Source organism: Promicromonospora sp. NPDC059942, assembly GCF_042731755.1.
Classification (GTDB): Bacteria; Actinomycetota; Actinomycetes; order Actinomycetales; family Cellulomonadaceae; genus Promicromonospora.
This window is the reverse complement of record NZ_JBHWLR010000016.1, coordinates 20,664-46,421: the sequence shown is the minus strand read 5'-3', so window position 1 is coordinate 46,421 and position 25,758 is coordinate 20,664. Positions and strand designations below refer to the sequence as shown.

Here is a 25,758-nt window from a genome sequence, read left to right as displayed (position 1 = left end):
ATGAAGCACGAGCGGACGTTCACCCCGCATACGGGATTCCCGGTCCTGGCACGCACACCCCTGCTTCCGAGCGACCCCGACCGTCACCCATCACAGGTGCTGTCCGGTTCGTTCCTGGAGGCGGTGCGCTTCGGTTCGCGCTCCCTCGCCACGATCACCGACGACGACCTGGACGCCGACGAGCGGCTCGCGATCACAGTGCATGCTTACGAGCGTCGTGCTCGCACACGTGCCACACCGCGGGGCGCGTTCGCCGGCGTCCAGGTTGCCCAGACGACCGAGGGCCGTGCCCGGTTCACCATCGGGAAGAATCATTGCGCCCGAAGTGCACCGTCAGCCGCCTGGTTGAGCGACGTCGCCAACCAGCTTCTTGACCTTCCTGACGTGCTTCATGCGGTGCAGCTGGTGTCGAACGACCTCGTTGCGCGTCGCGGCGACCGGTACGAGCACGAGTGGGCGGTCGGGGCCAAGAAGCCCGAGCGGGTCACACTCCGGGCGACGCCAGCGGTGGGGCTCATCCTAGAGACCTGCGCTGTTCCTGTTCGCCTCGCACAGGTCAGGGCCACCATCATGGCCCGCTGGCCAAACGTCTCAGACAACACTGTCAGGACCGCGGTACAGAAGCTCGTCCGGACCGGCGTCCTGGTGACCGACCTGCTGCCGGACGACCTGGCTCGCGACCCACTCAGGCACCTCTTGGCCAAGACCCCGGCCTCGCACGAGCTGGTCGGGCCGTTGACCGAGTTGCGCGATCTGCTCGCCGAGGCCGACAAGTACCCGCCGGGCACAGACGAACGGCTCGCTGCATTGGCAGACGCCCGCCAAATCTGCGATCAGATCGCAGACCACGAGAACCCGATTACGGTCGACGTCGCGGTCGACGCCGACGTCCAGGTCCCCCGCCCGCTCCTGACCGAGGCTGCCGACGCGGCCAGTCTGCTGTGGAGCATCACGCCCTCGCCGAAAACCCTGGACGTCTACCACTCCCGGTTCGTCGACCGGTACGGCTTCCGCCGCCGAATCCCGTTGCTATCGGTCGTCGACCCGGTGACAGGCCTCGGCAACCCAGACGACGAGCGCCCAGACCAGAACGAGGACGCTACGCGCGGAAGAGTCCTGGCCGGACTCCTCGCCGACGCTGCGGCCCGGCGCAGCACCGAGGTCATGCTCGATGACACGACCATCGACGCGCTGCGGGTATCCGGCGAACGCGTCCCGCCTTCAAGCGGCGAGCTCTATGCCCAGGTCCTGGCGGCGTCGGCCGAGGAGCTCTCCCGGGGTCGGTACCTGCTGGCGGCCTACTTGGGCAGCACCCAGGATGCCGGGTCGACGATTGGAAGGTTCTCCTCGCTCCTAGACCTCCCGGGCCCCACGGCCCGTCCCGATGCGCCGCTGCGCGCCGAGGTCGTGGTGCGGCCACGCTTGGCGGCCCTGACCACGGTGGCCCTGCCGTCCGGATTCACGTCACGACGGATCTGCGTGGGCGTGGTCCCGGGCCCCGACGACCTGATGTTGTCCGACCTTGACCTTGCCTCTGACGGACATCGCCTAACGTTGTGGTCTCGGAGCCTGGACCGAGAGATCGATCCGGTCCTGTTCTCACGGATCGGGCCCGCCTACGTCCCAGCCGCCGTCCGCGTGCTGCAGGACCTCGCCAACGCCAGTCACCACCCGTGGCACACCTGGACCTGGGGTCCACTCATGGACGCCCCATTCCTGCCACAAGTCCGGTGGCGCAACACGGTCCTCTCCCCGGCCCGGTGGCGACTCCCCCACGTCCTCACCGCCGCTGTCTCCGATGGGAACTCCTGGGAGTCCGAGATCGCTCGTTGGCGCACGACGACCGTGCCCATGGTTCCGCGACACGTGGTGGTCCAGGACGCCGATCAGCGCATCCCGCTCGACCTCGATGAGCTCCGGGACCGGGAGCTGTTCCGTCGCTATGTCCGCCGTGGAGCCGACTCGGTGACCGCTCCAGCCGGCGGTAGTGACGCTGTCCAGGCCATCGCCGAGGGTCCTGATGGACGACACGTCCTCGAGCTCGTCATCCCGCTCCAAGGCCCCGGGCATCGTCGCGTTCTGGAGCGCCCACGGATCGCGACCTCGCCCGTCGTCCACCTGCCTGGTGGGCGGTGGCTCTCGCTGACCATCCCGTCGCCGAGGATCCATCACGACGATCTGCTCGCACAGCTCGGTGGCCTGGCCTCGACGCTGCGCAGCCAGGTAGAGCGGTGGTTCTGGCTCCGCTACGACAGTCCTGCCCACGGGCCGCACCTGCGCGTCAGGTTCGCAGGCGAGCCCTCGGTGCTGAACACCTTCGTGCTCCAGACCGTGTCGGAGCAGTGCGCCTCCTGGATGGCCCATGGCCTGATCGGGGGTCTGGTCGTCGAGTCCTACGAACCGGAGATCGACCGGTACGGCGGACGTACGGCTATCGACGCCGCTGAACGACTCTTCGACGCCGATAGCAATCTCACGCTGAGCCTCCTTGAACACGCACCCGACGACGACGCCCGGCACCTGCTCGCCGCACTCTCGGCCATGGAATTCGCGAGGGGACTTGCCGACGAGCCCGCCGGCGCCGTCGGTCGCCCTCGGCTGGACCGCACCCGTCGACGACTCGTTAACGGGCTCCGCGCTGCCGCGCCGTCGGATCCCGATGTATTGCTCAGCTCGACTGCGCTTGAGCAATGGAAGCGGCGCAACGAAGCGATCACCGAGTACCGCGAAGTGGTGCCGGCGACTCGTCGCTCCGACTGCGCTTCGTCGATGATCCACATGCACGCGAACCGACTTGGCCTCGACCGGGACCAGGAACACACTGCTCGTGCGCTGGCGGCCGAGCTCCTCACTCGGGGGCGGGGATGAAGCCAGGAGACGCAGCGTTAGCCATCGCTGAACGGCTGCTGGACCCGGATCGCGTGGTGGCGACCGCCCCGTCGTACGGGATCGCGACGCTCGCGGACGGGTTGCCGGGGACTGCGCTCCTGCACGCACGCTCGTCCGTCGTTGACCCGGTCTTCGCCGCGGCGGCGAACGCCCACTGGAACGCTGCGGCCAAGCACGCGGTCAGTGCTTCACAGCAGGGGCCGGGAATCTACGGTGCGGTGGGAGGCCTAGCGGCCTCGCTGGTCCTTGGCTCCCCTTACTTGCCCGACCCCGAGGTCACGGCCACAGCGACAGCTCGGTCGGTGAGCTGGCTTTCAGCCCGTGCCGTCGAGTCCGCGGACCTCTACACGCGGGCAACACTCATGGGTCGCCCCGGGACGGCCTGGCACTTCTACGACACGATCTCCGGACTGGCTGGCATCGGCCGGATCTTGCTCGCGGCGCTGATCGACGGTCACAGCTCCGCCGAGCCAGGTCTGGTCGCCGCGCTGACGGCGCTGACCAGAATGCTGACCGATCGCGGAGGAGCCCTACCCGGCTGGTGGGTGCCGACCGACCGGCATCCGCCGGTCGTCGCTGCGCGTCTCGACTCGACAGGAGCCGCAGACACGGGACTTGCCCACGGCGTCGCCGGGCCTCTCGCAGTGCTCGCGCTGGCGCACTCCACTGGGCACAGTGTGGCTGGACAGGAGGCCGCGATCCGCGACGCCGTCCGCTGGCTCGGCCGTTGGCGGGTCGACGACCACGGCTGGCCCGACCACGCAACGGGCCAGCAGCTGTCTGAGGACAAAAAGCCAACGAGGCACGGGCGTCGCACCGCCTGGTGCTACGGCGTCCCCGGGGTCGCCCGGAGCCTCTTGCTCGCAGCGAGTGCGCTAGACGACCACGCCCTGGACGAGGCTGCGCGCACCGACCTGCGGCGGCTCGGCGCCGAGAACTCAGTGTGGGACGCCGTAGGGCCGACGCTGTGCCACGGACATGCCGGAGTACTGAGCTGCGCCCACGGGATAGACCGAGACGTCACCGAACGCGCTGCATCTGGAGTCATGCGGTCTCTGGATCCCGGCCGTCCCTTTCTCGTGACCCACATGGAGCACGGTGCCAGCCATGACATTCCGGGGTTCCTGACCGGCGCGACGGGAGTCGCATTGGCGCTCAGCGAGTTCGGCGAACTTCCCGCATCCCCCACCAGCGCGTCGTGGGATGCGCTGCTACTCATCGCATGAGATGTGGGCGATGACGTGTACTCCGATTCACGATCCGGCTGAAGTCGTCGCCCGGACTGGTGTCACGACGAACACGTGGTCCACCTTGTCGACGACCAGCAGGGCCTCGTCCTCACTCGGAAGCGGCGTAGAAGTGGGGACCCGCGCCTCGATCCGTACCTCGGCCCCGTCGCCCGCCCCCTCGTGCCACGCCCGTACCCGATCGGTGAGCCGCCGCGCCAAGTCCGCGCCTTCGGGACCGAACCCACAGGCTCCGACCCTCAACATCGGCATCTCCTCGGTTCCTCCGACCTGCTGAGCGGTCATGTACGCCAGCGATCCTGCCGCGTAGATGCCCCACGCGCCCCAGGGATCCTTCGCACGTGGTACCCGGCCGGCGGCCACGGCCTCCGCGTTGACGAACACCCGGCTGAAGCCAGGCAGCGTCGCAAGCCAGAAGTCCTGCTGGGGCGTCCATGCCCACGGTGCTACGACATCGGTCCACACCAGTACGGGCTCACTGTCCAGGGCTTCCAACAGTGCGCGTGCGACCGGCTGCGCGTCGTCGATCCGCAGGGTCAGGTCCGGCCCTGGGCCGAGCGGGATGTTCTTCTCCGGCATGGCTCCGATGCCCTTCATCGGGATGAAGCCGTCCTCGACCACGGACACGCTTCGTAGCCCCGTCCCCTCTCGCTCGAACGCAACCACTCGGGTGAGGCCACGCAGCCGCAGCGGCAGTACCAACCGACCACCGGGCGCGAGCTGCTCGACCCAGGCTGGCGCGACATCCCAGGCCCCAGCGGTCACGAGGATCCGGTCGAACGGGCCATCCTCGGCAGCGCCCAGCGTCCCGTCCCCGGTCACGACCCGCACCTGATCCGCGCCGTACGCGGTCAGGTGCATCCGCGCAGCATCTGAGACATCGGCGTCGTACTCGATCGTGGTGACCGAACCTGACGGGCCAACCAAGTAGGCCAAAAGGGCTGCGTTGTACCCAGTCCCTGCACCGACCTCCAACACACGCTGTCCGGGCCGGACCTGGGCTTGCTCCAGCATCCCGGCGACCGTGCCCGGAGCGGACGCCGAGCTCGTCGGCACACCCTGCGCGTCCCGATGCGTGACCACGGCACCCGACCCGTAGGCCTCCGACAACGACACCTCCGGCACGAACACATGCCGAGGCACGGTCATCATCGCGTCCGCTACATCGGCGGCCAGCGGGCGATTCCACATGGCCGCCATCCGGTCCAGCATCCCGGCTCGCAGGGCTACCTCGTCCTCGCGTGTCTCATCCACGCGTCGAGGTTATGGCCCTGGCCCGCCCCAGGCCCCGACCCAGGAGAGTCTGGAACGCAGGTGCTACCAGGATGCGACATCCATGGGCCGCTCAGCCTCGCCTGAGCGCAACCTCGGCGACTGTCTCCCACTCATACATCTGGTTGTCGCGGTTGAGGCGGATGAGCTGTGCGCCATTGATCGGAACAGCGACCGGCTCGATGCCGCGCAGCGGCGCCACTCGTTCTCTCAGGGGGCCGGTCAGGACGTCGGCGTTGCTGTAGGCGATCGAGACGTGCGGGTGGAACTCGGCGTTCTCGGGAACCTCGTCCCAGACCTCGGCGATGCCTGACCGGATGCCGTCGCGCACAGCATTCACAGCCTCCCAGGGCCGCACCAGCAGACCGGTCGCTTCGTCATCTGCCTGAATCGGACCGAGCGTCAGCTCAAATGCGGGTACCGCCGCCAGGCGCTCGGCTGCGGCGCGGGTGATGGCCTCAACATCGTCGTCGGAGACCTCATCGGTAAAGCCAAGTCCCTGCATCGTCAGGTGCAGCCACCGCTGTGGGATTAGATCCAAGCCCTCGACGCCCGCCAGTCCTTCCTGCAGCCGGCCGACGAGCTCGTGCAGCGGTGCGGCCGTGGGGTCGTCGAATGTGAGGTGCCAGGTGTAGAACGAGCGTCCGACGGACCAGCCGGGGCGCCACCACCAGTGGTTGACCAGCCGTTCCAGCCGGCCGAACTCTTCCCAGCGAGCAGTGAAGCTGTCCAGCTCAGGTGTCGGCATGCACGCCCTCCTCGGTGGTGTGTCCAGCGACGAGGTCGCGGACGTCGCGGATCGCGGGCAGAGCCTCCCACGACGCAGCCGCCTCGACGAACTCTGCCACGCGCTGACGCACAGGAAACGAGCCGGAGCCGCCAATCCGATAGGCGTCAGCGACCAGACTCGCAGCACGTTCCACGTCGCCACCAGCCGGGTCAAGGAGCGCCGTAGCAACATCGAGCCGCGTCATCGCCTGCGGTCCGGTGAAGCCTTCGGTATCGAACGTGTCGAGGGCTAGATTCGCGTACTGCTCGACGCGGCCTGCGTCCCCGAGCGCGAGGTATGCGGTCGCGGCGTTACCAGCGGCGCGGGGTTCGCAGTAGACGGTCGGGGTAAGACTCGCCGTGAGCGGGGTTTCGGGGTCAGGATGCTCAGTGCGGACGGCCCAGGCGTACCCGACGGCGTGGTCGACACCGACCTTGTCACCCATCCGCGCCAACGCTCGGGCACGTCCGTTGACAGACAACCGGACTGCGTGTGGCCCGCGGGGAGCGCAAGCGAGACCGTCGTCTGCCAGCGCGAGCGCCTCGCGGTAGTGGCCCGCGTAATACTCGACGAGGCTCTGCGCGGCACGCGCCCAGGCCATCAGGTCCGGGTCTGCGGTTGCCTCGGCAAGGTCAAAGGCCTCCGCTGCATACGCCCGGGCCGACGGAAGGTGTCCCTGGTCGAGGCTGAGTGCGGCCTGCGCACCCGACAAGTTCGCTGCAACAGCAAACAGGCGCGCGGCGGTGGCCGGCCGGTGTGGGGACCGCAGCAACGGATGGAGGTGGGAACGCAGGTCACGTGCTTTGGCCCGGAGGTCAGTTGCCGGGACACGTTCATCTTGCTCGATGATCCACTCGACGGCGGGCCGCAAGTAGTCGATCTTCCCTGAACTCACGTCCAGCGAGGCCAGCCAGGACCGCCGTTCGGCAACATCTAGCAACTCATCGTCATCGAGCGGATAGAGAGCGTTCGTCGCGATAACGGGCGTCGGTGTGTGATCTGAGGTGGTCTGAGCGCCGCGGAATGCCGGGGTCAGGAGCATGGCGAGGTCGTCGAGGCTGACGGAGAGTGCATTGGCGAGCGCGGGCCGTACCCAGGCGAGCGGCTCGACTTCGCCCAACTCCCAGCGGGTGATCGTCGTGCGCGCGACTCCGAGGCGCTCCGCGAGCGCTTCCTGGCTCAGTCCCTGCAGTCGGCGGCGCTCGGCCAGCCCGGTCCGTGGAGTGCGCACGAGGTTCCCCTCCCGATCGTGCAGCCTTCGACCTGGATCCCGATGGTACCGGGGGCCGAGGCTCGCAACGGGGAACCGCTTTGAGGCATAGCGCTGGCCGGGATCGTCAGGGGAAACGATCCCGGCCAACGGTCCGCCCGACGGTGGGCGGGCTCACGTCAGGATCGGGGTATCCGGACGTGAGTTCATCGCTGCCAGATCGACAGCTCGAACAGCGCTGGCCCGGGCTCTGTGCGGGTCCAGCAGGCTCGTAGTCCCAGGTCGGTCGTCGGATACGCGAGGCCGGTCTGGTCGGCCGCGTCAGTGAGGGCCAGCATCGTGACCCCGACTGCTGCGGGGACCGGGGCGTGACGGCGCCAAGCGCGAGCGACAGCTGTGTGGACCTCCGCCCCGGCGAGATCCGCGCCCGCTCCGTGCCAGACCCGCAGCTTGGTCACGCCCGGCGCCGACTCCACCGCGACGGCGAGCTGCGCAGCGAGGTCGGAAAGGCCTGTCGTGTCGATGGGCGGCAAGAGTGAGTCGAGTGCCGTCGCGACGCCGTGCTCATCGATGGTGCCGGTGACCTCGTCAGCCACGCTCTTCAGAACGGCCGGCGCGTGGCCCATGCTGATCCCGCGCCCGGCCCAGGCCAGAGCTTCGAAGTCGTTCTCGGAGTCCCCAACGGCCACCGTCGCTTCCCGCGGGATGTCGAGCTTCTCGCGGAGGACTTCGAGTGCGCTCGCCTTCGTAACACCCGGGCCGGTCACGTCCAGCCACGACTCACCAGCCCGGGTGACGGTGGCGCCCGTCTCGCGCAGCAGGCCGAGGTGCCTCGCGACGCCGGGCGCGGCCACCGCAACACGGATAGCAGGGCTGGAGCACAGGTCGGCGACAGAGGCGACCTTCTGCTCGCCATTGACCTGCCCCGGCTCGAACAGCTCGTTCACGCGCCAACCCCAACCCGGCTCCTCGACCGCGACCCGTACAGCGGGCTCCAGCTCCAGGACACGACGGATCACGGCCGTCGCGTCGAACAGCTCGGTGCGCACGAACCGGTACCCGCCTGGAGCCTCCGGGTCGAGCCGGACCGTCATGGCGCCGTTTGAGCACACGACGTACCCATCGGCCAGGCCGAGACGATCCGCCACTGGCAGCACGCCCGCGAGGGATCTTCCGGTCGCGGGCACGATCTGGTGCCCCGCCGCGCGTGCCAACGCGATCGAACGATCGACAGTGGCGGCGATGGTGCCGTCGGCCGACATGATCGTCCCATCGACATCGAGCGCAACGAGCATCCCGCGCTCGACGCCGCTCATGACCGGCTCCCGAGACCCGACAGGACGTGGCCGTGGCGGGTGGTCGGGTGCGGGTCGCCCAGCAGGACGCACCGCATCCCGTCCTGCTCCAGTTCGTAGGCCAGCCGAGTGTACGCCTCAGCCAGTCGCGCCTCGGCCGGGACTACCACCACGTCGGCCCCGTGGGTGCGGGCGGCGTCGGTGACCTGGCTGATCGTGAGGCCGTCGCGCGTGTCGTCCAGGATCTCCACCAGCGCCAGCCCTTCCGCCGACCCATAGGCAGTGACTTCGCGGCGCTGCCGTTCGACCTCTGCCGTGTCCCGTGCAGCGACGTAGCCCAGCGCGACCGGGCGCGGGCCGGTCACCGGACCGCTCCCGCCAGCGAGCGGACATGGCACTCCAGCCCGGCAACCGTCCCGGACCAATCCGCCACAGCAGGCGTCGCCAACCGATGCACGACGCCTTCGGTCAGGCCCAGCTCGCGGGCCATCACCACGCCGTCGGACAACCGGGACGGCTCGATCCGCACCGATCCACGCAAGATCGTCAGGCCGGCGACACGCTCCTCGCCGAGCGCGTCCAGGATCTCGATGAGGGCAACGAACATGCCGTGCAACTCGCCTGCTGGGGGTCTGCTCTGGGCCTGCATGGCTCACGCTCCGGGTCTGGTCCGAGCCCGCTCGAACACGGACTCTCGTACCTTTCCCATCGAACCCAAAGCACCATCCCGTCAGTAGCGCACGAGAGTCGCGATGACGACACACGTTTGTCGCATCGCTACACGTGGAACTGCCCAGGCGTCACTCTGGCCCCCTAGGCGCCCCATCCGACCCGCTGCGCACCACCATCAACCTCGCCGCGCCAGCGAAGGCGGACAAAAGGAGCGTTCAGGAGTAAACTCACACGCCTCGATTCCTGGCCAACCGCAAGGCGTCGGCCAGGTCCATTCGTGCCGGTTCCTCGGTGGTCCAAAGACTCTTGGAGATCGCGTCATGCCCCTGGACCTGAGCAAGTTACGAGCTCAACAGAGCAAGAAGATTCATCCGCGCGACATCTTCGGGTCGCTGCCGAACCCACCGTTCAAGCGACTGCGGTTGGAGCAAGGTGAGGTCCTGGAGGCCTGGTTCAAGCGGCGGAACAGCCGTGATCTCGTCATCAAGCAGAACACTGGTGGAGGCAAGACCGCCGTAGGTCTGCTCGTCGCTCAGTCGAGCGTCAACGAAGGAGTCTTCCCGGTCGCATATCTGGCCCCAGATACCTTTCTGGTGAACCAGGTCGTCAAGGAGGCGGAAGCGCTCGGCCTGGCAGTGACGACCGACGCAAAGTCGCTAGAATTCCGCGCGGGAAACAAGATTCTCGTGGCGACTTTCGACAAGGTCGTGAACGGGCGCACCATCTTCGGCCTAGCTGGTAGCGCCGATCCGCTGGTTCTAGGAACTGTGATTGTCGATGACGCGCACGCGGCCATCGCTCGAACAGCTGAGAAATTCCGCATCCGCGTGCCGTCCACTCTAGACGATGACAAGCGGCCCAACCCCGCCTACGCCTCGCTCCTCGCGCTGTTCGGATCCGACCTGGAATTGCAGAATCGGAAGGATGCTTTGGCTCTGCAGGAGGGCGAACGGTCAGGGCCGTTGCGTGTGCCGTTTTGGGCCTGGGCAGACAAGCAGACCGAGGTCATCAAGATCCTCAGCGCCCAGGCTAGAATCGAGGACAGTGGTGTGGACTGGGCGTGGCCGCTCGTCTCTGACCACCTAGTGACCGCGACTGCGACCTTCACTGACCGGGAACTCGAGATCAGGCCGCTCTGCCCACCGATCGGGAAAGTTCCGGCGTTCGACCAGGCGAAGCGCCGAATCTATCTGACGGCGACGCTCGCCGATGACGGCGTCCTGGTAACCGAGCTCGACGCCAACCCTGAAAACGTACGCCGTCCAATCACGCCCGGCCGCGCCGCCGACCTCGGCGACCGCCTGATCCTGGCGCCGCTCGCGGTAAACCCCAATTTAGTGGACGACACCGTTCGCGAGATGGTTCGGTCCTTCGTCGATGGCGACTGGGACGGCGATGGAACCCAAGAACACGATCCGATCAATGCGGTAGTCCTGGTCCCCAGCCAGAAGGCTTCACAAGCCTGGGAGCAGTATGCGGACCATGTTGTGCGTGTGACCGACATGAAGCCTGTCGTGGACCGCATGTCTCGTGAGCACGTCGGGCTGGTCGTCATGATCAACAAATACGACGGGGTTGATCTTCCTGACTCCGCGTGTCGGCTGCTCGTCCTAGACGGTGTCCCGACCCCGCTGACACCCTCGGAGATGAGAGAGTCCGCCGCGCTGAGCGGCAGCGCACAGTTCCGCGCCACCCGCGTCCAGCGCATCGAGCAGGGCATGGGCCGAGGTATCCGAGACGCTGCCGACTACTGCGCCGTTCTATTACTCGGTGACGACCTTGCGTTCACTCAAGTTGAGCCGTCTTCCCTGGAACTGTTCTCGCCAGCGACACATGCGCAGATCGATCTCAGCCAGCAAGTCTCGGGACAGATCCGCGGCGAAGGAGTTACAGCGGTCCGTGAGGTCCTGACCATGTTCCTAGAGCGCGACGACGAATGGCTACAGGTGAGCAGACAGGCGATCTCGACGGTCGAGTACAACACCGAAGGCGCGGTCTCCGGAACGGCAGTTGCTCGTCGGCAAGCTTTCGACGCAGCCGAGACCGGTGACTTCTCGAAGGCTGCAGCGCTGCTTAACTCGGCGGCAGATGCGGTCGACGACCCACGTGAGAAGGGTTGGCTCCTCGAAGAATCGGCAACATACCGACACATGGCGAATCCCGCCCAGGCGCAGGCTGCGCAAAAGTCTGCAAAGGGTCTGAACAAGCTCCTGCTCATGCCCACGGCAGCCGTCCCGTACAAGGCCCTGTCCGCGAACGTCAGCCAAGCCCGGGCGGTTACGAACCACCTGGCGATGCTCTACGAGACCGGCACCGAGCTCACCCTCGGCATCGATGCCATCGTGGGTGGAATCACTTGGGACCCCGATCCGGTCATGGTCAACCGGGCCGAGGACGCGCTTCGCAAGCTCGGTGAGCACCTCGGATTCGTCTCCACGCGTCCAGACAAGGAGCTCAACGAGGGCCCGGACAACCTATGGATCATGACCGCCACACACCATGGGGTCATAGAAGCCAAGACAGGGGTCACCCGAACCGATCAGCGGATCATCAAGTCCGAGACCGACCAGCTTTCCGGTGCGATGAACTGGCACACGAAGCACTACCCGAACGCCACGACGTCCCACCCGCTCTTCGTGCACCCTAGTGCTGTCCCGCTGGCGGGCGCAGTACCTCCTGCTCAGACCCGGGTAATCACGCCCCCGGACCTCGACCGGTTCAGCAACGCCGTCCGCGAGTTCGCGAGAGAAGTCGCTCAGGATCACCTGTGGCAGGACCCTGACGCAGTGAAGACCGCGCTCGAGAAGTGGTTTCTGACGCCCAACACACTCATCACGAAGTACAGCACGCGCATCGGGATGAGCCCCACGAAGCAGGTCGAGCCGAACAAACCCAACAATGACGCCTCCAAGTCAAGTGCGAAGAAGGGGGAGGCCGATCAGGGGGCCAACGCGGCCGAACGGGAGGACGAAGATGGTTCCATGTCCGACCAGCCGGCCACCACGAACGCACCCGAGGCGGTCGAGCAGAAGAGTGCTGGTGGACGCCCGCAGGCGGGGCCGTAGGGCGACGGACCTGCGCCGTCCCGGTTCGCCATGACGAACCCCCTAACTCGGCGATCGAGCTTTCAGCCGTCTTTCCTACCAGCCGGAGTTGGCGGGTATCGGACTGGCCCTTATTGGCCCTAACTTCCGCCAACCTGGCCCTAGTTAGGGCCAATGAGGGCCAGTCTCGACCCCATGCAAGCCCACTCCGGCATTACAATAAGACCAGGTCAGCAGCCCTTTTCAACCGGTTGACCCGCATCATCCGATCGCCGTCCGGCAAGGCTTCCAAACTAATTACGCGGGTTCGATTCCCGTCGCCCGCTCAGAGTGCGGAAGCCCAGGTCAGAGACTGTTTCTGACCTGGGCTTCGTGCATTCTGGAGGGCTGGAAGCGGCGCCGAGTGGCCCTTATTGACTCCGCAGGAGTCTCACGACGGGAGGACGCGGCCGCTCTGCGTCGGTATGTCAGTCAGCGATTGTGATCCCGAGTTCATCGGCCAGGACGAGCGAGAGATCCGCGAGCTGATACCGGTCGATCACGACCCGCTTGAGGTTGACCGCCCCGCTGATGACAGACAAGTTGTTGCCCCGAAGATCCGCACTCCGGTACGTGCCCGCCTGGAACGACGTGGCACGCAGAACACAGTCCTCGAATGCGACGCCGGACAGGTCACACCCATCCAGTTCGGTCTCGATCAGCGAGCAGCCGACAAACACAACCGGTCCCTTGGCTGTGACACCGCTCAGTGTCGCGTAGTCGATCTTGCAGTCCTGGAACACGACGTCCTCCAGGACCAGATCGTCGAAGCGCGCGCCGAGCAGGCGGCAGTTGGCGAACCGGACTCGAGAAAGCCGGCTGTGGCTCAGCGTCAGCGTGGCCAGGTCGCACCCGACGAACTCGACGGATGACAGGCGAACCTGGTCAACGTCCATCCGTTCCGCCGTTACTTCACTGATGCGACCGTCGTAGAACTGAGCCCCGCTGAGTTCAAGAGTCCGCAGATCCTTGCCGCTGTAGTTGAAGAGCGAGAGGCGCCCGTTCTCGGGCTGGAGCATTGAGACGTCCGTGAGATCTTCCTGGTCCAGGACGGGTAGGTCTGCGGTGGTGTCGCGGATCGTCAGAGTCTCCATGGTCCCCCACAGTAGGCTCGCGGGCAGATCTGGGTGCTGGGCACGGGCTACCTCTTCTTCCAGTTATCCCAGCTCGGCCGGTTGTCCCAAGGGCCCGGCGTCTTCTTCCAGTTGTCCCAGGACGGTCGGTTGTCCCACTCCGCCTCGTGGCGTCTGGCGCCCGTCAGTGCGGTGACCACCTCGTGGTTGGACTCGACGAGTTTGGCGAGCAGGCTCTTCGTTCGTTCGGTCGCACGGCTCATTTCTCGTCCTCCGTAGATCGAGTGCTAGTTGACGTAGCGGGCAGCTGGGCGATGCCGGCCAGGGCCTGCACGAGCTCCTGTTTGGATGTCCGGCAGTAGTTCGTCTCCGTCGTGTCAAAGCGGCCGTTCTCGAAGTACCGGTTCCCGGCCTGCGCTCCTCGGCAGAAGTCGAAGAAACTGCAGGTCTCGCGGCAGGCCGTCAAACCGTCCAGGAACTCCGACACATAGGGCAGCCGCCATGCACCTGCCAGGATCTCGTTCAAGGGCTCGGCGAGAATGTTGCCCGCGAGGAAGTCGCTGTAGCGCTCGTCGCGGATTCCCGCCAGTTCCGGAGACAGCAGAACGACGTCACCATTGGCGGCAACGGTTGGGAGCGGGTCGTACCGATGTGCCTCCCATGACGCACGTCCCCCGTCACGAATGGTGCGCAAGTAGTAAGCCAGCCGGTCCAGCTCTCTGATCTCGACGTCCCGATGATCAGCCGACCATGCAAACACCGCCTCCCAGAATGCTCTGGCCCGCGCGGGGACGGGCTGAGACCGCGAGGTGTTCACGCCCTCAAGTTCTTCGATGTTGAGCCCGATCGATGTCGGGCCCAAGCCAGCCAGGAAGTCCAGGAGGTCGACGGCGCGGTCGATCCCTGCACCGACCACCGCGATCAAGGAGTACCCGATCTTCCGCTCGACCAGCCTCCCGATACCGGTGACGATGCGATCGAACGCGGGCCTACCTGCCCAGTCGACGCGCTCCGCGTTCAGGTCCGCAGGCCCGTCGATGCTCACGCCGATAGCAACATCATGCTTCAGGAACAGATCGCACCAGGCATGGTCGATCAGCGTGGCGTTCGTCTGGAGACTGTGTCGTACCCGCCCGGCACGACGCAGCTCCTCGAACGGCGCCATCAGAGCCGCAAGTTTCTCTGTCCCGATCGTCAGAGGTTCGCCGCCATGCCAACAGACCTCGGTGACGTGATCAAGCTGCTGCTCGGCGAGCGACGCAGCCACAGCCTGCGCGGTCTCGACAGACATCTCCATACGCCTCTTGCGGAACGGCAGGTAGCAATAGGAGCAATCCAGATTGCACAGGGTCGTCGGCTGCAGCACGACCAGGCTGGCCTGCGGCGCGATCCACGCCGCGTAAGCCTCGGCAGAGTCCGTGAGACGGGGTGTGCTCATGGACTCACCTTGGCTCTGAGACCACCTCAGTGGGGTGGGCATTCTGGACGGCATTCTGGCTGGGACGGTTACCGTGTCAGAGTGACCATGTGACCGAAGACGAGACCGGTGTGCCGCTGACGCAGGTGTTCGGTGAGCGGGTGCTCTACGACAACCCGTGGGTTCGGCTGGTTCAGGTGGAGATCGAACCACCGGACGGCCGCCGGTTCTGGCACCACGTGGTCCGGCTCCAGACGGTCTCCACCGCGATCGTTCTGGATGACGCCGGCGACCACGTCCTGCTGATGCGCCGTCACCGTTTCGCCACGGACCAGATTGGCTGGGACGCTCCAGGCGGGATCGTCGGAAGGGGCGAGTCGCCGCGGACTGCCGCCGTCCGGGAGACCGTTGAGGAGACCGGTTGGAAGCCTAGAGGCGAGGGGCTTCCGGTCGCAGGGTTTCAACCGATGCCCGGGATGGTGGACACACCTCATGAGGTCTTCGTCTTCCACGGTGCTGAACACATCGGCGAGCCAACGGACGCAGAGGAAGCAGCCCTCATCGAGTGGGTCCCTCTGGCTCAAGTGGCGGGGCTCATTCAGGCCAGAGAAGTGCTGGGTTCTGGAACGCTCGTCGGCCTCCTTGCTGTGCTAGCCGGCCTGGACGCCCAGGCGTGACTGGAGGCTCCTGATGCGGCGGTTCTGGCGCACTGACCCAGCTCGCTCAGCAAGCCCGCGAGCAGTATCGAGCGTCTGGACTGCATCGGACTTGTGACCAGCCGCGACAAGGGAATGGGCGAGGTCCACGTTGAGCTGGGCCCCAGCGCGTAAGTGGTTGGGGTCCATGCCGCTCAGCGCGTAATACAGGTCGGCGATTGCTTCCTCGTCTCCGAGACGGGCGAGGGCTGCTCCGCGCCAGCGGGCGAGGCTGTATTCGTCGAGCATGATGTAGGGAGCATCAGGGTCGCGCGTATCGCCGGACAAGAGCGCCACGGCCCGGTCAAAATGCTCCATGCTTGCCGTCGTATCTCCGACGATGGCAGCGACTTCGCCCGCCACTCCGTGGAGCCAGGACCGCACTGGACCGGACAACCCCGTCGCGGCGACGGTGATCGCGTGTTCTGCAATACGCAGCGCGTAGTGCGGTTGATCCGTGTCAACAAGGACGTACGCCTGCTGCGCGGTGGCGTGAGCAAGATCAGCTCTGGCCGAGCTCTCACGACCAGCGTCCTTGGCGGCCTCGTGCAGACGCCACGCTTCCTTGATGTTCCCGCTGTCCAGGTGCACCCAGCCCGCCAAGGACGCGGTATCGCTGTAGACGCTCGCCAGTGCCTCGCGCATAGTCGGTTCCAGGCTGTACGCCCGCAAGGACCACAGGACTTCCAGATGCTCCTTGAGTGCATTGCTCGTCGTGACGCTGGCCTGCCCACGATCACCCAGGCGAATCTCCTCGGTCCGAACAGCCAATGTCGCAATTGTGGTCTCGTTGACTGACGACGCACGCTGGAGCCAGCCCATGAGGTCGTCATCGGCAGCGTCCGACCGCGCCTTTGGTCCGCGTGGGCTCGGGTAGAAACCCAGTTCGGCGTCGGTCGCCACATCAAGCACTGCACGGAACGCAGCGCGATAGGTCTTGCTCGGCCAACCGACCACCCCTCGCTCGTACCGAGCTATCGCGTCAGCTTCGAGGGCCGCACGACGACCGGTCGTGCGCCAGAGGTGCAGGTTCACCAGCTCGGCGAGTTCAGCGCGACTCATGGGCCGTGCAGGGTCCGCGTGGGAAACCTTCTCGGTGCGGAGCCGCCGGAGACGCTCATTAGGGGTTGCCACCGCCGCTCCACCCCCAGTCTCACAAGCGTGCCGTGTCAATGATCGGCTCCTGCCCGATCCAGGTTCCCGCCTGCCGCCCAGTGTGCCCCTCCCACAGCACGCCGCACCAGCATCAGCGGCCGCTAGCTACACAAATCCCTCAGCTGGGGCAAGAAAGGACCGTGATCGGGTTGAACTCGCTCGGCACAAATACCAGCACGAACGCCGAAGGTCCCACATGTCCAATCTTCTGCCTAGTCCGTCATAGAGCCATCAGCGCCTCAACAGCTTGAACCCGAATATCCGCCCACTCGGGATCGTTTCGAAGTGCTTCGATTGACCAAAAGGAACCAGCAGCGGGCCCGCTCCTCGATTCCAGTTTCGCATCCAGGTTGCGGGCAAGCTGCAGTGCCTCGGATCGGAGCCATCCTGCGGCAACGAGCTCCGGGGCAGCGAGAACCGCGTTCTCCAGTTCGAGCGCGAGCTCGTCGGTCAGAGCTGGCTCGCCAAGCCCAAGCGAAGCAAGCCAACGAAACTGCTCTTCCGCAGGAAGCGCCAGCACTGCGAGCGAGCGCACGAGGCGCACCAACTCAAGAGGGTTCGCTTCCATCACATCGGGAACCTTTCCGTGCCAACAGCCGCGTCACATCGTCGACAGGATCACTCGTTGTGTGGTCCATCGCTGTCGGGCGCGGACTCCGTGCTCGTGGGGAGCAGGTGCGCATTGGGTTCACGCGCAGCAGGGGCCAGTTCGGCCAGCTCCAGGACCTCACGGCCGGCAGCACGCAGCGTCTCGGCACCGACGCAGTCGACGAACAGGTCGGGCTCACGCCATGCGAAAACGACACGCGGGATTCCGGCCTGCAAGATGTGCTGCGTGCAGGTGACGGGACGTGAGGCACGCGTGCTGCAAGGTTCGAGCGACGTATAGATCGTGGCAGTGGCAAGCAGTCCGCGATCCGCCTCAGCGACATCGGCCAGCGCCGCTTCTTCGGCGTGCTCACGAAGATCGCCACGGCGCGACCATCCCGTGCCCAGCACCGTCCCGTCGTCGGCCACGATCATCGCTCCGACCGAGAACGCGGTCTCGGACGGGGGGCATCGCCACGCCAGGCCAATGGCCTGCTTGAGGAGAGCAGTGTCTGTGGCTCCACGGAAGTCGCTCATCGCTGCGGACGATAGCGCAGCAGCACGCAGTCGCCGATGGCCTGCGTTTCGACAAGGGTCATGCGGTGCCTGCTGTCCTGCGGAAACCCGCTGGGATTGACGAAGCGCGGTGCGCTCGCATCGCCGACGAAGAACGGCGCAAATACGACGTGCAACTCGTCCACGAGGCCTGCGGACAGGAACATCGTGTGCATCATCCCGCCACCCTCGATCATCAGGCGCTCCACGCCTCGTGCCGCCAGATCGGCCAGCACGTCCGCCGGATCGACACGGTCACCGAGTCCTAAGACCGTGGCGGCGTGCCCGATGCGAGCTGACAAGGCCGGACGGCGGCGGCCGTCGTATACGCGATCTTGTCGATGTCACCGGTCGTGAAGAACTTCGCCTCAGGGTCGATCTCTCCACTGGCCGTGATAGTCACCTTCACGGGTGACTCCGGCTGCCCGTCGGCAAGCCGCTTCGCACGGCGATCCTCCGAGCGGACCATCAAACGAGGGTCGTCCGCTCGGATCGTGCTCGCCCCCACGAGGATCGCATCGACGCCGGCACGCACGCTGTCGACCCTGTCGAAGTCCTCGTCGTTGGACAACAGCAACCGCTCAGGCGTCGCGTCGTCGATATACCCGTCCAGACTCGCCGCCACAGAAAGCACGACATACGGTCGGCTGGTCAATTTCGGGCCTCCACCTTCATCGAGACGATGCGCTCTACGAGCATTCCGTACTGCGCCGCGTTCTCGCAGGCCCCGATCTCGTCGAGAATGGACCTCACAAGGCCACCATGATGACGCGGATCCGCTCGCATCTGTTCGAAGCAGCGGCCCGCGGTGCCGCCGGTGCGGGGGAACGGCACGATCGTCTTCCCAGCCTGCCGTGCGAGCGTCACCTCCGCCCCCACGTCAGTTTCGCGTCGCACGGTGGCAGGTCACGACGCGCGCCACCATGCGCCAGTGGCGATGCCCTGTGGGAGCGTGTCGAGATGAGACCCGCACGGCACCGCAGCCCCGCCCGCGGTCCGCAGACCGGCGGGGCGGCGCGAGCGACAGCAGGTCGCACGCGCCGCCTGGTACGCGCTGCGCTGGTTGGTGTCACGACCGGCGCCGCCGTCGTCGCCATCGCACTTCTCGTACGCGAACAATGGCCGCCGCTCGTCCAGCTCGACGAGCACGCCGTGACCGCGGGTGCGGCACTCACCGCGTCACACCCTGAGCTGTTGCGAACGCTCGTCGTGTGGCAGTGGGCCTTCCTCGCGGCGCATCTACTGGTGCCCGTCGCCGCGCTCTGCCTCGTCTACTGGTGGCGCACCGGCAACGCCACGCGCACCTGGTGGGCGCTCACGACGATCCTCACGGCCTGGGGACTGTCCAACCTGCTGAAGGAGCTCGTGCGACGCGCGCGGCCGGTGCTGGACCAGCCGGTGGAGAGCGCGGGCGGCTTCTCGTTCCCGTCGGGGCACGCCGCGAACACGGCGGCGATGGCGACCACGCTGGTGGTGCTCGTGTGGCCGTCGCTCAGGTCGCGGGCCCTGCGGGTCGCTGCGGTGGCGGGAGCGGCGGTGCTCACGGTCGCCACGGGAGCCGACCGGGTCATGCTCGGCGTCCACTACCCCTCCGACGTGGTGGCGGGCGTCCTCTTCGGCGTCGGTTTCGTGCTGGCGTCGTACCTCGCCTACCAGCACTGGTCGGCGCCGCGCCGCGAGCCGGGCACGTCATCCTGATGCTCGACCTCGATCGGTGGACCGACGACACATCGACACCCGAGAGGCGTGAGGTGCGCCGCGACCTCGGCCTGCGGGTCGGGGTTCCGGCAGTGGTGTGGTGGGTGTTCGTTGTGGCGCTCGGGTTCCTGCTCACCGGCCCGCTGGCGGAACTCAGAGAGCGGGAGAGCGTGGTCAACGAATGGTTCGTCGAGCAGCGCACGGCGACCCTCGACCTCCTCACGGAGGTGTGGAGCGTGCTGGGGACCACCGAGACGATCATCGGGATCTGCCTCGTCGTGTCCGGCATCGTCTGGTGGCGAACCAGGCAGTGGTGGTACGCGGTCGTCCCGGCGATCGCGGTCGCCGTCCAGGCGGCGGTCTTCATGCTGGCGGCACTCGTCGTGAGCGCCGAACGCCCCGAGGTGGAGCAGCTCGACGCGGCACCGCCGACCTCGAGCTTCCCGAGCGGCCACTCCGGCGCCTCGGTAGCGCTCTACGTCTCGCTGGCGCTGATGGCCCAGCGGATCCGGTACCCGTGGCTGCGCGTGATCGTGACCGCCGTGCTGGTGGTGCTGCCCCTGCTCGTCATCTACTCCCGGTTGTACCGAGGGATGCACTATCCGAGCGACGTCGCCGTGGGGGTGCTCAACGGTCTCGTGTGCGTGGTGCTCGGGTGGTACTGGCTACGACGGACGCCTTGACACGCTCCCCCACCTCCCAACACCATGGTCGGGCTGGGAGCGCTTCCACAATGTTCCAGTTCTGTGCACGTCCCATGCAGCACCGCGACGAACACGCAATGACGCGTTCGCAGAGACCTTGGGAGAACCCTCATGAAACGACCCCGCCGGCTCCTGGCCGCGCTTACCGCGTGCGCGCTCGGCACCGCCCTCTTCAGCACCGGCAGCACGACCGAAGCCTGGGCGGCCAACGACGTCCTCAGCCCCGGCACCAAGCTCTACAACAACCCCCAGAGCTCCACGAAAGAAGCCGCGCACGCCCTGCGCGGGCAGGCCAAGCGGGACGCGCTCCTGCTCAGCAAGATCCCCAGCTCCACCTGGTTCACTGACGGCACACCCGCTGAGGTCAAGAAGGACGTCCACAAGCTGGTGAAGCGCACCGGCACCAAGGTCCCCGTGCTGGTCGCGTACAACATCCCGTTCCGCGACTGCGCGCTCTACTCGGCCGGCGGCGCCCGCGACGTCGCGGAGTACAAGGCGTGGATCGACGGCTTCGCCGCGGGCATCGGCCGCGAGGAGGTCGCCGTCGTGCTCGAGCCGGACGGGCTCGGCGTCATCCCCTGGTACACCACGCTGGACGGGCAGCTCGAGAACTGCCGGCCGCCCGAGTACGACCCCGAGACCACCGGTCGGGACGCCGCGGCGGAGCGGTTCGAGATGCTCAACTACGCCGTCGACCGCCTGCAAGAGTTGCCGAACGCCGTCGTCTACCTGGACGGAACGGGCGCGTCCTGGCTGAACGTGGGCGAGTCCGCCGACCGGCTCGTCAAGGCCGGCGTCGAGCGCGCGGACGGGTTCTTCCTGAACGTGTCCAACTACGAGTTCACCGAGAACAGCGTCGCCTACGGCACCTGGGTCTCCCAGTGCATCGCCTTCGTCACGCGGGTCTCGCCCGGCGACTACGCCGGCTGCGGCAATCAGTACTGGAGCGGCGGCCCGGCGAACGACTGGACCGGCGTCACGCTGTCCAACCAGGGCGTCTGGAGCCCGACGGCGGAGGACCCGGCGCTGAACACCGCGGGCATCGACTCGCGCTACGAGCTGGTGCTGGGCGACGTCGAGCCCACCACGCACTTCGTCGTCGACACCAGCCGCAACGGCCGGGGCGCCTGGGCCGCGCCCGCGGGGGTCTATCCCGACGCCGAGACCTGGTGCAACCCGCCCGACCGCGGCCTCGGCCTGCGGCCCACGACCGACACGGGCAACGAGCTCGTCGACGCCCTGCTGTGGATCAAGATCCCCGGCGAGTCCGACGGCGAGTGCTTCCGCGGCCTCGGCGGACCGGAGGACCCCGAGCGCGGCATGGTCGACCCGCCCGCCGGCCAGTGGTTCCCCGAGCAGGCACGGGAGCTCATCGAGCTCGCCCAGCCGCCGCTCGGCGCCCACCACTGACCGCACCCACCAACCAGCCAAGAAACCAAACGGAGGCACGCATGCGATCAGCGACGACGCAACACCGTTCCACCGCCCGACGCCGACGCCGGCTCCTCGGCCTGGCCCCGGCTCTGGCCCTCGGCCTGCTGCTCGGCCTCTCTGCGACACCGGGTCTGACGCCCCCGGCCGCCGCGGTCGGCGGCAGCTTCACCGACAACCTCGACTCCTACAACACCGGGCGCTGGCACAAGGCGGACGGGTGGACCAACGGCGGCATGTTCAACGCGGGCTGGCGCGCCGACCACGCCTGGCACAACGGCGGCGTCCTGGGTCTGAACCTGGACAACGTCTCCTGCCCCGGCGGCTGTTCAGGCAGGCCGTACGCCTCCGGGGAGTACCGCAGCAACGAGCTGTACTCCTACGGGCGCTTCGAGGTCCGCATGAAGGCAGCGTCCGGCTCGGGCATCGTCACCTCGTTCTTCACCTACACCGGGCCGGGCGACGGCCAGCCGTGGGACGAGATCGACGTCGAGATCCTCGGCAAGAACACCCGCCAGATGCAGACGAACTACTTCACGAACGGCGTCGGCGGCCACGAGTCGGTCATCGACCTGGGCTTCGACGCCGCGTCTGGGTACCACGACTACGCCATCGAGTGGTGGAACGGCGGCACGATCAACTGGTTCGTCGACGGGCGTCTCGTCCACCAGGAGAACGGCTCGCGCGGCCCGCTCCCGACGCGTCCGCAGCGCATCATGATGAACCTGTGGCCGGGGACCGGCGTCGACGGCTGGCTCGGGCCGTTCAACTACACCGGCCAGCGGACGGCGACCTACGAGTGGGTCAAGTACACGCAGTACTGACCTCGCCCGGGCGCGGAGTCAGTCCGCGCCCGGCGCCGACGCCCGCACGACCAGGCGGGTCGGCAGGATGACCGGGGTCGGCGACTCGTTACCGATCAGCCGCACCAGCATCGTGGCCATCTCCTGACCGAGGCCACGGATCGGCTGGCTGACGGTGGTGAGCGCCGGCTCCGTGTGCCGCGCGATCTCCAGGTCGTCGAAGCCGACCACCGCGACGTCGTCGGGCACGCGACGCCCCTTCGCCTTCAGGGTGCGGACGGCGCCGGCCGCCATGTTGTCCGAGGCGGCGAAGACGCCGTCGAGGTCGGGGTCGACGGCGAGCAGCCGCGCCATCGCCTCGGCACCACCCTCGAAGCTGAAGTCGGCGTGCTCGACCAGGTCGGAGCCGCGTCCCGCCACCGCCATGGCGTCGACGAACCCGTCGTACCGGGCGACCGACGCCTGCAGGTCCATCGGGCCGGTGATGGTCGCGATACGACGTCGTCCGGACCCGAGCAGGTGCTCGGCGGCAAGGCGGGCACCACCCCGGTTGTCGACGTCGACGTACCAGCGGGCCTCGCCGCGCAGCGGCCGGCCGCCGAGCACGACGGGCAGCTCGCTCGCCGCCACGAGGCGGTTCAGCGGGTCGTCCCCGCGCAGGGCCATGAGCATCAGCCCGTCGGAGCGCCGCGAGCGCAGCAGCCGGTCGAGCCGCGCCTGGCCGCGCTCGGACGACGCGAGCATCAGCGTCAGGTCCAGCTCCGACCGGTCCAGGGCCCCGGCCACGCCGACGAGCACCTGCGAGAAGAACGGGTCGCCGAACAGCGCGGGGTCGTCGTCGGAGACGGCGAAAACCACCGACCCGCCCGTGCTCGTCGCCAGGGCACGGGCCGTCGCGTTGGGGACGTAACCGAGCTCGGACGCCGCCCGGGCGACCGCCTCCCGCTTGGCCGGACTGACGTTGCGGGCGTTGTTCATGGCGCGCGACGCCACCGACCGCGACACCCCTGCCCGCTGCGCGACCTCGTCGAGGGTGGGCACCTTGAACGCTCGGTCGGGCATGCGGCTCAGCCTAGTGCGGGACGTCGCGGCGTCGGCTGCCCGGGTGCCGCCCGTCGCCGCAGGGTCCGCAGCTCACGGACCGAAAAGACTCAGGTTGTGCAGCAGGACGAGCACGATGCCGACGGCGACGGGGATGGCGCTGAGCACGATCGTGAGCCACTGCAGGCGACGGTGGCCCACGCCGGAGCGCAGCCGGAGGATCGCCCACACGAGGGTGACCGGCGCCAGCGGCCACACCACGACGGCGAGGATCGGCAGCACCACGTCCGTGGCCTCGACGTTCGCCCCGGGAGCGGGTGCCGGGGCGGCCGGCGCCGGGGCGGGCGTCACCTCGGCCGCGATGACGTCCACGGGGCCCAGCTCGTCGAGCACGCGACGGGCCGATGCGTCGTCCCAGCCGTGCCGCGCGAGCGACTCGACGGCGTGCTCACGCACCGCCGCGACGGTCTCGGCGCGTTCGCGCGGGTCGGCGGAGGCCAGGGCGCGGTCGAGATCGGCGAGGTAGGCATCGACGATCGGCGGAAGGTCGGGAGTTGTGGTCATCAGGACTCCAGGGTCGTGCGGACGTCTGCGGTGAAACGGGACCAGGTCGCGGTAAAGGTGTCGAGCGCCGCCCGCCCCTCGTCGGTGATCTCGTAGTACCGGCGCGGAGGGCCTACCGCGGAGGGCACCTGGGTGGTGGTGACCCAGTTCTGCTGACGCAGGCGCGACAGCAGCGGGTACAGCGTTCCCTCGCTGGTCAGCAGGGTGCTGTCGGTGCCGAGGCGTTCGGCGAGCTCGAGCCCGTACGCCGGCCCGGAGCGCAGGCACGCCAGGACGCAGTACTCCACGACTCCCTTGCGGAACTGCGTCAGGACCATTTCCGACGTCGGTATCATGCATCACACGATAGCGGTTCCTTGCGTCACAAGATAGCCCCCATGGCCTTGGTCCCTCGCGCGACAGGACTTTGGTCCCTGGCCGAGCGGCGCCGTGACGGCGACCCTGGATCAGTTGCTCACCGCGACCACGGTGAGGAAAGACCACCGACCGACGGGACCCGAGGCATGAACCGTGCGTGGAAGGCCGCGATGGAGCTGCTCGACACCAGCACCATCCGGCGCGACGACCCGGCCACCGCTTTCGACGTCGCGCACTCCATGCCGACGGGTCCATGGCCCGAGGGTCCCGGGTCCATCGTGCCCGGCGGGGACTACGCGGTCCGTCGGATCATCGAGGAGCTGGCACGCGCGAGGGCGTTGGCCGACCAGCTGGCCAGCCGGCTGGCGCGAGCTGCGACGCCGTCGTCGCCCGCGTAGCGTCGTCTTTCTAGCTCTGGGAGGCCGCCAGATTGGCGGCGAGCCAGCCGGTCGTGTTCCCGCAGTCGAAGTACCGGCCGCGAACGGGGTGGATCAGCGTGTCGTGGTCCTTCGCGTAGTCGCCGATGGCGTCGGTCGCCTGGTACTCACCGTTCTTCGCGGGCAGCAGGCTGCGGAAGTACGGCAGGACGGCGGCGGGAAGCAGGGACCGGCTGATGTTGGCGTACGCCTCCGGGGCCGTGAACTGGGCGGGCTTCTCCACGATCGCGTCAAGGAGCGGGAGGCCGGCTCCTGACTCCCGGGTCGTGAGCACGCCGTAACGACCGGCGTCGGCGCCAGGGACCACGGCTGCGCCCAGGGCGGCGGACGCCCCCGCGCGGTCCCGCGCCTCGGCGAGGTCCGCGAGGTCGGAGCCGCCGTCGGCGCGGAACAGCAGGTCATCACCGGCGATGAGGAAGAAGTCGTCCTCCCCGACGAAGTCGTCGGCCAGCATGGCGGGCAGCGCCGTGCCGTAGCGGCCGTCGCGCGGCTGCTCGATGAAGGTGAACTCCGCCCGCTGGTGCAGGTCGGCGATCTGCTCGTACTTCTGCTCCCAGCCGCGCTCCGTGAAGTAGGCCTCGATCTCGGGGTCGTGGCAGAAGTAGTGGCGGACCTGACGACCGGCCTCGCCCGGAGCGACGACGAACGCGATCCGTTCCACTCCCGCGGCAAGGCAGTCCGCGACCGCGAAGTCGACCACGGGGCGATTCAGAATCGGGAGCATGCATTTGTTGATGGACTTCGCGACGGGGAAGAACCTGCTCCCGAAACCGGCTACCGCGATCACTGCCTTCTCGACCACT

Annotated in this window: 28 protein-coding genes; 9 read left to right on the top strand and 19 right to left on the bottom strand. The window is 67.4% G+C overall.

The annotated features are described in order from the left end of the window. Both ACFV9Q_RS22565 and ACFV9Q_RS22560 read left to right on the top strand, forming a co-directional pair. A complete protein-coding gene (locus tag ACFV9Q_RS22565) occupies positions 1-2,868 on the top strand; it encodes a lantibiotic dehydratase (RefSeq protein WP_377236320.1) in 2,868 nt (955 codons plus the stop codon). Beyond that, complete coding sequence (locus tag ACFV9Q_RS22560) at positions 2,865-4,115, top strand: lanthionine synthetase C family protein (protein WP_377236252.1); 1,251 nt, start codon at positions 2,865-2,867, stop codon at positions 4,113-4,115. The genes ACFV9Q_RS22565 and ACFV9Q_RS22560 overlap by 4 nt, the downstream gene beginning before the upstream one ends. A gap of 27 nt (positions 4,116-4,142) precedes the next feature. Here ACFV9Q_RS22560 and fxlM read toward each other — a convergent pair whose 3' ends face one another. From fxlM to ACFV9Q_RS22530, 6 genes are all read right to left on the bottom strand, one after another. Next, complete coding sequence (gene fxlM / locus ACFV9Q_RS22555; protein WP_377236251.1) at positions 4,143-5,390, bottom strand: methyltransferase, FxLD system; 1,248 nt, start codon at positions 5,388-5,390, stop codon at positions 4,143-4,145. Between the two features lie 91 nt (positions 5,391-5,481). After that, a complete protein-coding gene (locus ACFV9Q_RS22550; RefSeq protein ID WP_377236250.1) occupies positions 5,482-6,156 on the bottom strand; it encodes a 2'-5' RNA ligase family protein in 675 nt (224 codons plus the stop codon). Next, entirely contained in the window at positions 6,143-7,408 is a 1,266-nt protein-coding gene (locus tag ACFV9Q_RS22545; protein ID WP_377236249.1) for a helix-turn-helix domain-containing protein, read from the bottom strand. Before ACFV9Q_RS22545 ends, ACFV9Q_RS22550 begins: the two co-directional genes overlap by 14 nt. Positions 7,409-7,593: 185 nt before the next feature. After that, a complete protein-coding gene (locus ACFV9Q_RS22540; RefSeq protein WP_377236248.1) occupies positions 7,594-8,703 on the bottom strand; it encodes an HAD family hydrolase in 1,110 nt (369 codons plus the stop codon). Continuing rightward, the gene (locus ACFV9Q_RS22535) at positions 8,700-9,047 is read right to left on the bottom strand and encodes a hypothetical protein (protein WP_377236247.1); all 348 of its coding nucleotides are present in this window, start codon (positions 9,045-9,047) and stop codon (positions 8,700-8,702) included. Before ACFV9Q_RS22535 ends, ACFV9Q_RS22540 begins: the two co-directional genes overlap by 4 nt. Next, positions 9,044-9,289, bottom strand: coding sequence for a hypothetical protein (locus ACFV9Q_RS22530; protein WP_377236246.1), 246 nt, complete (start codon positions 9,287-9,289; stop codon positions 9,044-9,046). The genes ACFV9Q_RS22535 and ACFV9Q_RS22530 overlap by 4 nt, the downstream gene beginning before the upstream one ends. A gap of 385 nt (positions 9,290-9,674) precedes the next feature. Here ACFV9Q_RS22530 and ACFV9Q_RS22525 point away from each other — a divergent pair, with 385 nt between their 5' ends. Then, positions 9,675-12,419 (top strand): DEAD/DEAH box helicase, encoded by a 2,745-nt coding sequence (locus ACFV9Q_RS22525; protein WP_377236245.1) that lies wholly within the window; start codon positions 9,675-9,677, stop codon positions 12,417-12,419. A gap of 446 nt (positions 12,420-12,865) precedes the next feature. Here the strand turns inward: ACFV9Q_RS22525 and ACFV9Q_RS22520 are convergent, their stop codons facing one another. Genes ACFV9Q_RS22520 through amcB form a run of 3 tightly spaced genes read right to left on the bottom strand, consistent with a single transcriptional unit; the run spans position 12,866 to position 14,948 of the window. Beyond that, complete coding sequence (locus tag ACFV9Q_RS22520) at positions 12,866-13,531, bottom strand: pentapeptide repeat-containing protein (RefSeq protein WP_377236244.1); 666 nt, start codon at positions 13,529-13,531, stop codon at positions 12,866-12,868. A 47-nt stretch (positions 13,532-13,578) separates the two neighbouring features. Further along, positions 13,579-13,773: a multiple cyclophane-containing RiPP AmcA gene (gene amcA, locus ACFV9Q_RS22515; RefSeq protein ID WP_377227520.1), complete on the bottom strand. Its 195-nt coding sequence runs from the start codon at positions 13,771-13,773 to the stop codon at positions 13,579-13,581. Further along, positions 13,770-14,948 (bottom strand): cyclophane-forming radical SAM peptide maturase AmcB, encoded by a 1,179-nt coding sequence (amcB, locus tag ACFV9Q_RS22510; protein ID WP_377236243.1) that lies wholly within the window; start codon positions 14,946-14,948, stop codon positions 13,770-13,772. Before amcB ends, amcA begins: the two co-directional genes overlap by 4 nt. Before the next feature lie 89 nt (positions 14,949-15,037). On the opposite strand from amcB, the gene ACFV9Q_RS22505 reads away from it, so the two are divergent. Next, positions 15,038-15,604 (top strand): NUDIX hydrolase, encoded by a 567-nt coding sequence (locus tag ACFV9Q_RS22505; protein WP_377236242.1) that lies wholly within the window; start codon positions 15,038-15,040, stop codon positions 15,602-15,604. Here the strand turns inward: ACFV9Q_RS22505 and ACFV9Q_RS22500 are convergent. From ACFV9Q_RS22500 to ACFV9Q_RS22475, 6 genes are all read right to left on the bottom strand, one after another. Beyond that, positions 15,578-16,684 (bottom strand): hypothetical protein, encoded by a 1,107-nt coding sequence (locus tag ACFV9Q_RS22500; RefSeq protein ID WP_377236241.1) that lies wholly within the window; start codon positions 16,682-16,684, stop codon positions 15,578-15,580. The two genes, ACFV9Q_RS22505 and ACFV9Q_RS22500, sit on opposite strands and share 27 nt — an antisense overlap. 313 nt (positions 16,685-16,997) lie before the next feature. After that, positions 16,998-17,348: a hypothetical protein gene (locus tag ACFV9Q_RS22495; RefSeq protein ID WP_377236240.1), complete on the bottom strand. Its 351-nt coding sequence runs from the start codon at positions 17,346-17,348 to the stop codon at positions 16,998-17,000. Positions 17,349-17,395: 47 nt separating this feature from the next. Beyond that, entirely contained in the window at positions 17,396-17,902 is a 507-nt protein-coding gene (locus tag ACFV9Q_RS22490) for a deaminase (protein ID WP_377236239.1), read from the bottom strand. Beyond that, entirely contained in the window at positions 17,899-18,156 is a 258-nt protein-coding gene (locus ACFV9Q_RS22485) for a RibD family protein (RefSeq protein WP_377236238.1), read from the bottom strand. The genes ACFV9Q_RS22490 and ACFV9Q_RS22485 overlap by 4 nt, the downstream gene beginning before the upstream one ends. A gap of 29 nt (positions 18,157-18,185) precedes the next feature. Continuing rightward, positions 18,186-18,575, bottom strand: coding sequence for a RibD family protein (locus ACFV9Q_RS22480; protein WP_377236237.1), 390 nt, complete (start codon positions 18,573-18,575; stop codon positions 18,186-18,188). After that, complete coding sequence (locus ACFV9Q_RS22475) at positions 18,572-18,787, bottom strand: hypothetical protein (protein ID WP_377236236.1); 216 nt, start codon at positions 18,785-18,787, stop codon at positions 18,572-18,574. Before ACFV9Q_RS22475 ends, ACFV9Q_RS22480 begins: the two co-directional genes overlap by 4 nt. Before the next feature lie 93 nt (positions 18,788-18,880). Between ACFV9Q_RS22475 and ACFV9Q_RS22470 the strand changes: the two genes are divergently transcribed. From ACFV9Q_RS22470 to ACFV9Q_RS22455, 4 genes are all read left to right on the top strand, one after another. Then, a complete protein-coding gene (locus tag ACFV9Q_RS22470) occupies positions 18,881-19,618 on the top strand; it encodes a phosphatase PAP2 family protein (RefSeq protein ID WP_377236235.1) in 738 nt (245 codons plus the stop codon). Further along, positions 19,618-20,301: a phosphatase PAP2 family protein gene (locus tag ACFV9Q_RS22465; RefSeq protein WP_377236234.1), complete on the top strand. Its 684-nt coding sequence runs from the start codon at positions 19,618-19,620 to the stop codon at positions 20,299-20,301. Before ACFV9Q_RS22470 ends, ACFV9Q_RS22465 begins: the two co-directional genes overlap by 1 nt. A 132-nt stretch (positions 20,302-20,433) precedes the next feature. Then, positions 20,434-21,732, top strand: coding sequence for a glycoside hydrolase family 6 protein (locus ACFV9Q_RS22460; protein ID WP_377236233.1), 1,299 nt, complete (start codon positions 20,434-20,436; stop codon positions 21,730-21,732). Positions 21,733-21,773: 41 nt separating this feature from the next. Then, positions 21,774-22,577, top strand: coding sequence for a glycoside hydrolase family 16 protein (locus ACFV9Q_RS22455; protein ID WP_377236232.1), 804 nt, complete (start codon positions 21,774-21,776; stop codon positions 22,575-22,577). An 18-nt stretch (positions 22,578-22,595) separates the two neighbouring features. On the opposite strand, the gene ACFV9Q_RS22450 is transcribed toward ACFV9Q_RS22455, so the two are convergent. From ACFV9Q_RS22450 to ACFV9Q_RS22440, 3 genes are all read right to left on the bottom strand, one after another. Beyond that, complete coding sequence (locus ACFV9Q_RS22450) at positions 22,596-23,618, bottom strand: LacI family DNA-binding transcriptional regulator (protein WP_377236231.1); 1,023 nt, start codon at positions 23,616-23,618, stop codon at positions 22,596-22,598. 72 nt (positions 23,619-23,690) lie between these two features. Next, on the bottom strand, positions 23,691-24,161 hold the full coding sequence (locus ACFV9Q_RS22445) for an HAAS signaling domain-containing protein (RefSeq protein ID WP_377236230.1): 471 nt from the start codon (positions 24,159-24,161) through the stop codon (positions 23,691-23,693). After that, positions 24,161-24,496 carry a PadR family transcriptional regulator gene (locus tag ACFV9Q_RS22440; protein ID WP_377236229.1) on the bottom strand — a complete coding sequence of 112 codons (336 nt, stop codon included), beginning with the start codon at positions 24,494-24,496 and terminating at the stop codon, positions 24,161-24,163. The genes ACFV9Q_RS22445 and ACFV9Q_RS22440 overlap by 1 nt, the downstream gene beginning before the upstream one ends. 168 nt (positions 24,497-24,664) lie before the next feature. On the opposite strand from ACFV9Q_RS22440, the gene ACFV9Q_RS22435 reads away from it, so the two are divergent. After that, complete coding sequence (locus tag ACFV9Q_RS22435) at positions 24,665-24,916, top strand: hypothetical protein (RefSeq protein WP_377236228.1); 252 nt, start codon at positions 24,665-24,667, stop codon at positions 24,914-24,916. Between the two features lie 10 nt (positions 24,917-24,926). Here the strand turns inward: ACFV9Q_RS22435 and ACFV9Q_RS22430 are convergent, their stop codons facing one another. Then, on the bottom strand, positions 24,927-25,742 hold the full coding sequence (locus tag ACFV9Q_RS22430; protein WP_377236319.1) for a sugar phosphate nucleotidyltransferase: 816 nt from the start codon (positions 25,740-25,742) through the stop codon (positions 24,927-24,929). Positions 25,743-25,758 lie beyond the last annotated feature (16 nt).